Origin of the sequence: Pedobacter agri PB92, assembly GCF_000258495.1 — a bacterium.
GTDB classification, from domain to species: Bacteria; Bacteroidota; Bacteroidia; order Sphingobacteriales; family Sphingobacteriaceae; genus Pedobacter; species Pedobacter agri.
In genome coordinates this window covers 1-12053 of sequence record NZ_AJLG01000153.1, presented here as the reverse complement: position 1 = coordinate 12053, position 12053 = coordinate 1, and the positions used below count along the sequence as shown (strand labels likewise).

14 protein-coding genes are annotated in these 12053 nt (G+C 37.2%); 8 read left to right on the top strand and 6 right to left on the bottom strand.

The window, feature by feature from the left end; all coding sequences use genetic code 11:
- A partial coding sequence (locus ON09_RS18405; RefSeq protein WP_010602538.1) for a DUF3810 family protein occupies positions 1 to 214 on the bottom strand: 214 nt, incomplete at its 3' end.
- A 59-nt stretch (positions 215 to 273) separates the two neighbouring features.
- Positions 274 to 1608: a dihydroorotase gene (locus ON09_RS18400; protein WP_010602537.1), complete on the bottom strand. Its 1335-nt coding sequence runs from the start codon at positions 1606 to 1608 to the stop codon at positions 274 to 276.
- A 376-nt stretch (positions 1609 to 1984) separates the two neighbouring features.
- Here ON09_RS18400 and ON09_RS18395 point away from each other — a divergent pair, with 376 nt between their 5' ends.
- The 4 genes from ON09_RS18395 (at position 1985) to ON09_RS18380 (ending at position 4673) form a co-directional block, all read left to right on the top strand.
- Positions 1985 to 3331: a DEAD/DEAH box helicase gene (locus ON09_RS18395; protein WP_010602536.1), complete on the top strand. Its 1347-nt coding sequence runs from the start codon at positions 1985 to 1987 to the stop codon at positions 3329 to 3331.
- Entirely contained in the window at positions 3331 to 3603 is a 273-nt protein-coding gene (locus ON09_RS18390) for a hypothetical protein (protein WP_010602535.1), read from the top strand. The genes ON09_RS18395 and ON09_RS18390 overlap by 1 nt, the downstream gene beginning before the upstream one ends.
- A gap of 130 nt (positions 3604 to 3733) precedes the next feature.
- Entirely contained in the window at positions 3734 to 4069 is a 336-nt protein-coding gene (gene gldC, locus ON09_RS18385) for a gliding motility protein GldC (RefSeq protein ID WP_010602534.1), read from the top strand.
- Positions 4070 to 4259: 190 nt separating this feature from the next.
- A complete protein-coding gene (locus ON09_RS18380; protein ID WP_010602533.1) occupies positions 4260 to 4673 on the top strand; it encodes a hypothetical protein in 414 nt (137 codons plus the stop codon).
- 59 nt (positions 4674 to 4732) lie between these two features.
- Here ON09_RS18380 and ON09_RS18375 read toward each other — a convergent pair whose 3' ends face one another.
- Genes ON09_RS18375 through ON09_RS18365 form a run of 3 tightly spaced genes read right to left on the bottom strand, consistent with a single transcriptional unit; the run spans position 4733 to position 6090 of the window.
- Positions 4733 to 5167 (bottom strand): lipocalin family protein, encoded by a 435-nt coding sequence (locus ON09_RS18375; protein ID WP_010602532.1) that lies wholly within the window; start codon positions 5165 to 5167, stop codon positions 4733 to 4735.
- 49 nt (positions 5168 to 5216) lie between these two features.
- On the bottom strand, positions 5217 to 5609 hold the full coding sequence (locus ON09_RS18370; RefSeq protein WP_010602531.1) for a cupin domain-containing protein: 393 nt from the start codon (positions 5607 to 5609) through the stop codon (positions 5217 to 5219).
- A gap of 1 nt (position 5610) precedes the next feature.
- Complete coding sequence (locus tag ON09_RS18365; RefSeq protein WP_010602530.1) at positions 5611 to 6090, bottom strand: methylated-DNA--[protein]-cysteine S-methyltransferase; 480 nt, start codon at positions 6088 to 6090, stop codon at positions 5611 to 5613.
- A gap of 161 nt (positions 6091 to 6251) precedes the next feature.
- Between ON09_RS18365 and ON09_RS18360 the strand changes: the two genes are divergently transcribed.
- The 4 genes from ON09_RS18360 to ON09_RS18345 all read left to right on the top strand — a co-directional run bounded on the left by ON09_RS18360 (position 6252) and on the right by ON09_RS18345 (position 9516).
- Entirely contained in the window at positions 6252 to 6917 is a 666-nt protein-coding gene (locus ON09_RS18360; RefSeq protein ID WP_010602529.1) for a heme exporter protein CcmB, read from the top strand.
- 99 nt (positions 6918 to 7016) lie between these two features.
- Positions 7017 to 7679: a cytochrome c biogenesis protein CcsA gene (ccsA, locus tag ON09_RS18355; protein WP_010602528.1), complete on the top strand. Its 663-nt coding sequence runs from the start codon at positions 7017 to 7019 to the stop codon at positions 7677 to 7679.
- Between the two features lie 63 nt (positions 7680 to 7742).
- Positions 7743 to 7961, top strand: a complete 219-nt coding sequence (locus tag ON09_RS18350; protein ID WP_029204450.1) for a CcmD family protein — start codon at positions 7743 to 7745, stop codon at positions 7959 to 7961.
- 133 nt (positions 7962 to 8094) lie between these two features.
- Positions 8095 to 9516, top strand: a complete 1422-nt coding sequence (locus tag ON09_RS18345) for a Glu/Leu/Phe/Val family dehydrogenase (protein WP_010602526.1) — start codon at positions 8095 to 8097, stop codon at positions 9514 to 9516.
- 370 nt (positions 9517 to 9886) lie between these two features.
- Here the strand turns inward: ON09_RS18345 and ON09_RS18340 are convergent, their stop codons facing one another.
- Positions 9887 to 11497 carry a Na+/H+ antiporter gene (locus tag ON09_RS18340; RefSeq protein WP_010602525.1) on the bottom strand — a complete coding sequence of 537 codons (1611 nt, stop codon included), beginning with the start codon at positions 11495 to 11497 and terminating at the stop codon, positions 9887 to 9889.
- Positions 11498 to 12053: the final 556 nt, after the last annotated feature.

Below are 12053 nucleotides of genomic sequence, written 5' to 3'. Positions count from 1 at the left end.
AAATTCTGTGTGCGCTCTTTAAGCTTTTTCTTCTTTTAATAAACCTGATGATTCTGTAAAGTACAAAACCAATTATAAAGGCATAAACGATATCGCCAATCGCAAATGGAAAAATAGAAGAAATAAATCTTAATGATTTGGAAATATATGGGTAAATGCCTGTTGAATAGTATTTTTGAACGAGGGCAGGGAAGAAACCGAAAAAGAAAATCATAAAGCTTATCCCTAGAAAAGAGATTAGCTTTATGCACTCATGTTTTATTTCCTTTGGCATTATCTAGCAAAAGTTAGTCGCTTACCGATCTGGTCGGTAGTGAATCTGCCTTTCTGATAAGCTAAATTTCCCGATACAAAGGTGTGAGTTACACTGGCTTGGAAAGTATCTCCATCAAAAGGACTCCAGCCGCATTTGTAAAAATTGTTAAGCTTGGTAACTTTCCAGGAATCTTTCACATCAACCAAAACTAAATCAGCCCAGTAACCCTCACGGATGAAACCACGTTTTTCGATATCGAAACAAATGGCCAGATTATGAGCAGTTTTTTCAACGATTTTTTCTAGTGAGATTTTGCCTTGCAAGTGCATTTCCAATAAAGCAGGTAACGCATGCTGAACCAATGGGCCACCTGAGGGAGCCTGCGCATAAGGCTGGTTTTTTTCTTCTAAAGTATGTGGCGCATGGTCGGTAGCGATAACATCAATATTATCATTTAAAACGCCTGCTAAAATTCCATTTTGGTCTTCCTCTGTTTTAACAGCAGGATTCCATTTAATGAAATTGCCTTTTGTGGCATAATCTTTATCGTTAAACCAAAGGTGATGAACACAAGCCTCTGCAGTGATTTTTTTATCTTTTAATGGGATGCTATTATCGAATAATGCAATTTCTTTTGCCGTGGAGATGTGCAGGATGTGCAAACGGGTTTTGTAAGCCTTTGCCAATTCAACGGCTAGCGATGAAGATTTATAACAAGCTTCAGCACTTCGGATAAGCGGATGCATTTCGATGGTTAAATCATCGCCATATTTTGCTTTAAATTCCGCAAGATTATGGCGAATAGTCGCCTCGTCTTCGCAATGTGTGGCTACTAAAATTGGGGCCTTGCTAAAAATATTTTCTAATGTTTTTTCATTATCAACAAGCATGTTACCGGTTGATGAACCCATGAAAACCTTAATGCCACAAACATTCCTGGCATCTGTTTTTAAAACTTCTTCGATGTTATCATTACTGGCGCCCATGTAAAATGAATAATTGGCCAAAGAAGTTTCTGCTGCAATGGCATATTTATCGGCAAGTAATTCTTGCGTTAAAGTATTCGGAACAGTGTTAGGCATTTCCATGAAAGATGTGATTCCGCCGGCAACGGCAGCCATGCTCTCTGTAAAAATATCAGCCTTATGCGTTAAACCCGGCTCACGGAAATGAACCTGATCATCAATCATTCCTGGCAAAAGATATTGGCCCTCGGCATTAATTTCCGTTGCACCAGCAGCAGAAAGATTTTGACCGATTTTTTCAATAAATCCATCTTTTATTAATACATCAGCAACAATTTTTTGTCCTTCGTTTACAATTTTGGCGGCTTTTATCAGGTAAGAATTCATGGTTTCAAAGGTAGTGTTTTAGTAGAAAGTAAGAAGTAGAAAGTAGAAAGTATAAAGTCGAAAGTAAAAAGTATAAAGTGAAAAGTAGATAGTAGTGAGAGTAAGCGGATGAAAGGTGCGAATTAAGTTTGATGTTACTGTTTTGAGTTAAATAAACCTGATAAAGTGGAAATACTTTTTGGTGCAAGTATTTGACATGCTTGTACAAACATTAACAAAAAGATTGGAACGATAGCAGGACTACCCAAGCCGAAGAGTCACTGGAATTGCTTTACACCTAAAATCTCCTAAAGTGGACATCGAATTTACGAATGGGTTCTAAACCTTCTACCTTACGCCTTCAAACCCTCAACCTTAATCACTATCTTTGTGCGCTATGGCAAAATCGTTTGAAGAATTTAAGTTAAACAGGCAAATTTTAAATGCAGTTGCCGATGCAGGTTACACTGTTGCTACCCCGATACAAGAGAAAGCAATTGCGCCAGTACTATCTGGACAAGATATTTTTGGTATCGCAGAAACAGGAACTGGGAAAACTGCCGCTTTTGTTTTACCGATTTTAATGCAATTGAAATACGCCCAGGGCGAAAATCCAAGAGCTTTGATTTTATCGCCAACAAGAGAACTGGCGATGCAAATTGCCGAGCAAGTGAAATTATTTTCCGTTTATACAGATTTACGTTCGCTGGTTATTTTTGGTGGAATTGGTCCGAAAACGCAGAAAGAGCAAATTGCCAAAGGCGTAGATATTTTGATTGCCACACCAGGAAGATTTTTGGATTTATATCTGGCAGGTGATATTAACACCCAGAGTTTAAAATTTTTGGTGTTGGATGAGGCTGATAAAATGATGGATATGGGCTTTATTGGCTCTATTCACCGGATTTTAGAAATTGTTCCGCGTAAGCGTCAAAACCTGTTGTTCTCGGCAACGATGAGTGATTTGGTTCAAAAAATCGCCGGAGATTTCTTAAATAATCCCTTGGTAATTGAGGCCTCGGCACAGGCTACACCAGCGGCTAATGTAACTCAGGCGTTATATTATGTGCCGAATTTCAAAACAAAAATTAATTTATTACAGCATCTTTTAAAGAATGATGAGGCTTTTACGCGACTGATTATATTCTGTAAAACGAAAACTGTTGCCGATAATATTTTCAGTTTTATCGAGCGAAGATATGGTTCAGAAAATGTTAGGGTAATTCATGCGAACAAAGGGCAAAATACCAGAATTAACTCTATTAATAGCTTTAAAGAGGGAAATGTTAGGGTTTTGGTGGCCACCGATGTAGCCAGCAGGGGGATAGATGTAAGTGATGTGAGCCATGTAATTAATTTCGATGTGCCGATTATTATTGAAGATTACGTACACAGGATTGGCCGTACAGGCAGAGCCTTTGCTAAGGGAGATGCGATTACTTTTGCCACTGATGCAGAGAAATATTATATCCGTAAAATTGAAAAATTAATCCGCCAGTATATCCCTGTTGCTGAAATTCCTGAAGGGGTATATGTGGAGGAAACACCTTACGAGGAACGCCAGCATATTGCAAGGGAAATCGATATGCAAAAACGCAAGGAAGATCCAGATTTTAAAGGCGCTTTCCACGAGAAAAAACATGCTGCGGCGATTGATAAAAAGGCAAGAGAAAAGGCTAAAGCCAAGGCTGGGAAAGAAATCAAAAGTTTTAAAAAGGGTAAACGTTTCGATAAGAAAAAGTAATGAAGTTGAGGATTACACCTTTGAATATTATAGGTGCTGCTGGTTTAGGTTTAGCGGCATTTAATATTTTAAGTCCAAAGGATACCGCACCGCGACATGTGGATATGAGTGGCTTCTATCTGCTAATATTAGGTTGCCTGATTCTGGTTACCTTTATTACCGATTTGATTTTTCGTTCTACCTTAAAAGATCTGAAAAGAATCTGGATTGTTGAATCTGTTTTTATTTTGTTTACAGCGATACTGATCTTAATCATTCAAAAATTAACGTAAAATATTTGTAATCATTAAGCGCCGCAGAATATTCAACCTGCGGAATCGCTAAAAATTAATCATCTTTGCACCCGTATAAATCAATCGATAAATTTTTCTAATCTTTTATCGATGGAATGAATTTAAAAAAATGAAGACAGCAGAAATAAAATTAACAGTAGAATTAGACGAGGCCAACAATCCTGATAATATTCTTTGGGAAAGTACAGATTCGGGAAATGCTGATAAAGTGCCTGCAAAGGCCATGTTTTTATCAGTATGGGATCATAACTATAAAAATACGCTAAAAATAGATCTTTGGACAAAAGATATGCCTGTTGATGAAATGAAACGTTTCTTCTACGAAACTTTGCAAACCATGGGTGATAGTTTTTTAAAAGCTACCAATGAAACTTTAATTGTTGAAGATTTACGCGATTACTGTGCACACTTTGCAGAGAAGATGGGGATTATTGAGGGGCAATAGGTTGAAGGTTGAAGGTTGAAAGTTGAAGGTTGAAGGTTGAAGGTTGAAGGTTGAAGGTTGAAGGTTGAAGGTTGAAGGTTGAAAAAATAAGCCAAACAAGTTAGTCAATTTTTGTTTACGCTAACCAACTAACCAACTAACCAACTAACCAACTAACCAACTAACCAACTAATTAAAAAACAAAACAAAAATGTTAGTACTAAATAAATTTAGAGCTTGGTTAGGCATTTTACTATGCGTTATTGCAAGTTTCTGCCCAATGTTGAAGGTGCCTATAAAAGGCAACTGGAACTTGTATCAATCTGATGCCCGTTTGTTCATTATTACTTACGCTATTCTTGCACTTTCTGTTTTAATACTTTTCATCAGAAAAGCCGGAGCATTTCGTTTCATGAGCTTCGTCATGGCAATCTGGTATGTTTTAGCGGTAGGGGCAGTTTACTTTACAGCAAACAATTATACGAAATATGGCTTCGCTAATAAACTAATTGGAAAAGTGGTTCATTTTCAGTGGGGTTGGATTGTGCTTTTAGTGGGTGTAATTTTTATGCTTTTTAGCACTAAACGAGGCGAAAAAATCGTCGTGCAAAATACTAGCCTTTAAATTGAGAGGTAAGTTTGTTTACTTCATAACCCTTGGCCTTGCAACGGGCAACAATTTCATCATGAGTTTTTTTTCGGCATAGTTTGATTACGGCTCATGATGAATAAGAACTTATGGTCTGGATGGCCAACAACTACATAAGAGTAGTCATCGGCCAGTTCTATAATCCAGTAATCTATCTTAATCGGCCAAACAAATTGCGCTTGTAACTCTCCATTATTTCCCTCTTCTGATGGAAACATCTTTGAATTTCTGGAATAAACTTTCTCATCGTTAGGTTTTTTATAGGTAGTTAATACGTTATAATAACCCTCCTTATTTAATGTATATTTTGTCGTGGTTTCTCTACTGCCTTTATCGAAAATGGTAGGAATAGAGTATAGTGAGTACCAGGTGCCGGAGTATTTTTTTAAATCGAGCTTAGCTACCGGAATGTTTTTCTCCATTGGTAAGTAAGTAAGCAAGATTAAAAAGATTGAGCATATCGTTTTCATAACATCGGTAAGTTTTGATGTTATTTACGCAATTGTAATTAAATCGGTTTTAGGTATTGTCGGCAACAAAATAATCATCCGCATCCGCGTTTAAAGGAATGTAAATACGCTCCCATTCCTCACCATCTAAAATTTCCCAGGTATGGCCATCGCCTAATGTGTCTGCCGCTATTAAAATAATGCCAGGCTCGATGATAAAACTCTCTCCATTGGTAACTGAGAATTTAAGTTTGCCTTTTATTGTAATTACATACTGCCTTCGAGGTGCAGGATGTGGACTATGCTGTAGCGCAATATCGTTTTTTGCAAAGAAATGGCTGGCATTGATGTGTTGAAGCACAGGTATTTTACCGATTTCGAAACTGCATTTGCCATCTTCGATATTGATTAAACGAATTGCTTTTAAATAATTTTTGGTATCGGCTTGAGCTGTTGTATTCATGTTAAAATTTTAATGCTGTTTGTCCCTGCTTCGAAATCTCCTGTTCGTGTTGTAATAGCCACTGTTTTCTCCATAAGCCACCAGCATAACCCACCAGTTTCCCATTGCTGCCAATTACTCTGTGACAAGGAACAACTATTGCGATGTTGTTTTTACCATTTGCTGCGGCAATGGCTCTAATGGCTAAGGGATGATGTGCCGAGAACTTGGCGTATGATGTGGTTTCGCCGAAAGGAATGTTTAATAAATTCTGCCAAACGTCTTGTTGAAATTCAGTCCCTTTCTGCTTCATTGGGAAACTAAAATGCTTTAAATCTCCTCGAAAATAAGCTGCTAATTGCTGCGCAACATTTTTAGTTAACTCGCTTTCAGATAGTCCGTCTGTGTCTTCGTCTGAAAAAGTAATGGCGTACACGCAATCATCATCAGCCAGGATGGTTATTTTGCCAATTGGCGATTCGATATTTGATGCGTATTTCATGATTTGTTTATTACGGAAATAGCGGGCTCACGGAATGAAAAAAAATTCCGTGTATTCCGCGAAGCTTGTGGCAAATTTACGGCGATTAATCTTCAAACAATATTACAACAATCCAACAATTTTCACTCGCAATATTTATCAATAAAAGTATCTTTGCGGTTATGCAACTGGCCAAAGAGGTTAAATATCTAATCCACAAGGAAGTACTTTTAGAGTGGCGTTCCAAATATACCATCAATGGGGTATTATTATACGTGGTTTCTACTATTTTTACCTGCTATTTATCTTTTGTCAGTTTAAGCGATAAACTTGCCTGGAACGCCCTTTTCTGGATAATCCTGCTCTTTGCATCAATTAATGGCGTTTCTAAAAGTTTTCTGCAGGAAACCAAAGGACAGCAATTATACAGTTATATTCTGGCAAGTCCGGCAGCAGTATTAATTTCTAAAACAGTTTATAATATCTTGTTAATGCTAGTTTTAACCACTATCGCATTAGGTTTTTATACCCTGGTTTTTGATTCATTTACACCTCCGGATTTATTGCTCTACTATGTTGCAGTCGTATTGGGAAGTATCAGTTTTTCAACTGTCTTTACCATGGTTTCGGCTATTGCCAGTAAAGCCGGAAATGGTGGGATGTTAATGGCAATTTTAAGCTTTCCTATCATCATCCCGGTATTGATACTTTTGATAAAATTAGCTAAAAATGCTGTTGATGGCTTGCCATGGGAGAATAGCTATGATGAAATAGGGATGCTACTTGTTGTGAATGTGCTTACCGTTGCCACTTCATTATTGCTATTTCCTTACCTTTGGAGAGATTAATTAAAATGAATAAATTATAGAATGAGTGAATTTTGAATGAGAGAATGGACACGCAACATTCACTAATTCAATCTTTCATTAATTCAAAATTAAACATATATGAATAAAACTTGGTGGAAAATTTTGGGATCAGTACTGGTGGTTTATACTGCAATTGCAGGTTTGCTACTTGGTGTGCCCCGTTTACCTATTTTGAATGAATCAATTCGCAATTTGTATTTCCACGTACCGATGTGGTTTTCCATGATTGTATTGTTCTCAATTTCTGTTTTCTACAGCATTAAGTCGCTAAGTTCTAAAAGTGAAATTGATGATTTGAAGGCGGTAGAAAGTGTAAACGCAGGTATCATTTTCGGACTTCTGGGTTTAGTAACCGGAGCCATTTGGGCAAAATATACATGGGGACAATTCTGGAGTTTCGACCCTAAACAAAACTTCGCTGCCATATCCGTTTTACTTTATTTTGCTTATTTAATTCTTCGCAATGCGATAGATGAAGAGCAAAAAAGAGCCAAAATTTCGGCCATTTATAACATTTTTGCTTTCCCGATGATGGTGGTTTTACTCTTCGTTTTACCACGATTAAAAGATTCATTACACCCTGGTAATGGTGGAAATCCGGGTTTTAATAGTTACGATTTAGATAGCCGCATGCGAATGGTATTTTATCCTGCATGTTTAGGATGGATACTAATCGGCTATTGGGTTTATACTATTCGTTTCCGATTACGTTCAATAGAAACTAAACAACAACATAATTAAAAGGAGCAAGGATAAAAGATTAAACACCAGTCATCCTTACATACTAACATCTAGAAAAAAGAAATGAAAAAGATATTATTCTCACTTATATTAATGTTTGCTACCATACAATTGTTCGCACAAGATAATGGTGTAGAAATGGCCGATACCCTGCGTAGCAATGGTAAAATTTATGTTGTTGTAGCTTGTATTGTTATAATTTTACTCGGTTTATTGGCTTATCTATTCTCGATTGATAAAAGATTAAAAAAAATCGAAAAGGAAAACTCACCTAAAAACTAAGTTTAAACTGTTTAAAGCTGTTTTTCCTTACTAAACTGATTGGTGTTGGCTATACACTAAGTATTTTTTCATTTGGATATATGCGGTTTTTTTAGGCAATTTTGCGGCATACTTAATTCATAAAAAATAAAAAATGGCTAATCTAGCAGACGAGAACAAGTTTTTTGCTGATGTATGCAAAAACTTTGACAGTGCGGCTCAATTCACCAATCACCCTGAAGGTTTATTGAACCAGATTAAAGCGTGTAATAGTGTGTATCGTTTCCAATTCCCAATTCGTCGTGGAAATGGTTTCGAAGTAATTGATGCATGGCGTGTAGAGCACTCGCATCACATGAGTCCAACCAAAGGTGGTATTCGTTACAGCGAGATGGTGAACGAAGATGAAGTGATGGCGCTTGCAGCCTTAATGACATATAAATGTGCCATCGTAAACGTTCCATTTGGTGGTGCAAAAGGCGGTATTAAAATCAATACTAAACAATATAGTGTAGCTGAATTAGAAACGATCACCCGTCGCTACACTACAGAATTAATTAAGAAAAATTTTATTGGCCCTGGTATCGATGTTCCTGCTCCAGATTATGGATCTGGTGAACGCGAAATGAGCTGGATTGCAGATACCTATATGACCATGAATCCAGGTCAGTTAGATGCCCTAGGCTGTGTAACCGGTAAGCCAATTTCTTTACACGGTATCCGCGGACGTAAAGAAGCTACTGGTCGCGGCGTGGCTTATGCCGTTCGTGAATGTGTAGATGTTGCTGAAGACATGGCAAAAATCGGTTTCAAAGCTGGTTTGGGCGATAAAAGAGTTATTGTTCAGGGTTTAGGTAACGTAGGTTATCACTCTGCAAAATTCCTCGCAGAATTTGGAGCTACTATTGTCGGTTTATGCGAATACGAAGGTGCAATTTACAATGCAAATGGCTTAAATGTTGATGAGGTTTTTGCTCACCGCAAAAATACCGGTTCAATTTTAGGTTTCCCTGGTGCCACTGATTTTAAAAACTCAATGGAAGGTTTAGAGCAAGATTGCGATATTTTGGTTCCTGCGGCTTTAGAAAATCAATTCACAGAGTACAACATTCGCAACATCAAGGCTAAAATCATCGCTGAAGGCGCAAATGGTCCAACTACGCCAGAAGCAGAAGCGATTTTTACTGAAATGGGCGGTATCATCATTCCAGATATGTATTGCAACGCCGGTGGTGTTACCGTATCTTATTTCGAGTGGTTAAAAAACCTTTCACATGTGGCGTTCGGTCGTATGGAAAACCGTTATGCGGCTAATTCAAACGCTAATTTAATTGCAACTTTAGAAAACTTAACAGGCAAAACCATCCTTCCTGAACACCGCTTAATGATTGTTAAAGGTGCATCAGAAATCGAATTGGTAAACTCAGGTCTAGAAGATACCATGATTCATTCTTATCACGAAATTCGTGAAACCAGAATGGTTAAGCCAGATACAAAAACATTAAGAACAGCTGCTTTTGTGAATTCAATCGACAAAATTGCTGTATCGTATATGAACTTAGGCGTTTGGCCATAATAAGCTAAAAGGCGAAAAACTAAAGCTTAAAGCTAAAAATCCTTGCAGATGTATCATTTGCAAGGTTTTTTTATTTTGGAAATGTAGGGTTCTGTTTTTATCGGGTAGGGTTGGCCCCGCTGTCGCTACAATCTTTTAAAAACTTCTTCGTGCTGAGGCACGAAGCATTTGTTCATCGGTAACAGATGCTTCGTACCTCAGCATACAGTTTATTTAAGGCCGCTGCAAATTAAAAGTATTTTCGCTAAATCGGGTTTAGAAACAACAGTACCGAACGCAAAAAGGCTATTCGGCGTGAAGTGCGAAGCAATCTTTGCGTTTGAATAGTAAGTACATCACACATATCCGCTAGCGATTGAAATGACTTTCTTTAATCTGATGTAGATATGCTCAGCTCCTCCAAATCCAGTCGCCATTCCTCTTTCCTAATAATATCATCATCATAGTTTTTATCCATTTTTAAATGATGTAGCGCATCGCGTTGTACTTGAATCAATGCGAGCATAATTTCATGATAAGCTTTCAAATCTACTTTATCAATATCGCCGTTTTTGAAAGCATTTAAGGTGTCCTTTTTCTCCACTAATGAATGTTGTAATTCTGCTTTTAAATTAACCATTAGCTCATTGTGTGTACATTGGTATTTATAATCGGCCTGCAATTTATCTAGTGAAAGGTTAATTAATTTCAGTCTTATCTGGTTGGTTTGTTCCTGTTCAGAAAGTTTACTTTTAACTTCAGGAATATCCAGGAGTCTAATTACAAATGGTAAGGTAAGCCCCTGTACAACCAGCGTAACAAAAATTACCACAAAGGTGATGAAGAGAATCAAATTTCTAAGCGGAAAAGGAATCTGATCTGAAATCATTACGGGGATAGAAAGTGCAGCTGCCAAAGAGACTACACCTCGCATGCCAGCATAAATTAAGATTACAAAGGAGTGCCAGGTCACATCTTTGTAGCGTTCCCTGGTTTTTTTATTAAACAACTGGGTTATTTGTGAGGTAGATACCAACCATAAAAAACGAACCACAAGTGCTAAAATGCTAATGCCAACACCATAACCAATTGCTTTTGCAATAGGATAATTAGGGCCTAAGCCGTTTACGATATCCGGTAATGCTAAGCCAATTAATATAAACACCACTCCATTAAGCATAAAAGTTAATGAAGACCATACAGAAACCGTTTTAATCCTAGATTGTGAAGTAAGGATAATGTGAGATTGGCTCGAGAGCAGTAATCCGCCAGAAACCACAGCCATCACACCTGACGCTTCGAAATGCTCTGCCACAATATACATGAAATAAGGTGTAAGCAGCGTTAATACGGTATCGATATTGTCTGTTGTGGGTAGCCATCTGTGTATGGCATAAAATATGCCCCCAATGGCAACTCCTATCAGTATCCCTAAACCAGCTACTGATACAAAACTTACAGCAGCATCTTGCATCACGAAAGTACCACTTACAATGGTTGCCAAAGCAAACTTGAATACAATTAAACTGGATGCATCATTTACTAAACTTTCGCCTTCTAAAAGCGCCGTTACGGTTTTAGGTATTTTTAATCCTTTTAAAACTGCCGCTGCGGCAACAGCATCTGGGGGAGAAATAATTCCACCCAATAAAAAACCAAGCGCTAAAGTAAATCCTGGAATAAAAGCCACCGAGGCATAAGCCACCGCAACAGAAGTAATAAATACCAAACCAACCGCCATTAAAAATATAGCACCTTTATACTCCCAAAAATCTTTCCATGAGGTAAACCAGGCTGCTTCGTAAAGTAGTGGAGGAAGGAAAAGTAAAAAAACGATGTTTGGATCTATTTTTAAGTTTGGCATACCTGGAATAAATCCAATTGCCAAGCCGGCTAAAACCAAAAATATCGGATAAGAAATTTTTATCTTTTGGCCAACCATAACCAGAAGCGTTACGCCTAAAAGTAGGATAAGAATTAAAATCAGATTATCATGTAGCATGTTAAGAAAGATATTGTTGAAAGGTTTGCAATAAATTAATTTAGAAAATTGAGATGTAAAAGGGGGTAAATATCTGCATACTTTTTGTCAATTCTACGCATCACCATCACAGAAGTCACTTTTCTTTTCCGGTGAAATAAATAACTCCAAGTAAAACATCGCCGGGATGATCATTTATCATTATCATTTATTCAATTACCTGAAAGCAAAAACTGAGGATCGGCAATGAAAATCAGAATAATAAAAAGGTGCAGAACGGATTAAAGTTCATAATCTTCAATGGTTTTAAAAAACAGTGGGATAAAAAATTGAGGTGATGATCCGATGGTCAAAAATAATAATTTTAGCTCATACTTTAACCGCAGTATTGCAAATCCAAAAACTAAAAAAGGCTGATCAATGCGAAAATCAAACCTTTGTCGAAGTGGTTAATTGGACCATTTACCTTCTTATTAAGACAAATTATTAATTATAGTCGAAACCTTCGGCTTCAGATTTTGAAATAATCAGCTAATTGTCAATATAAAGACAAGATAAATGTTAATAGTGTGTACGT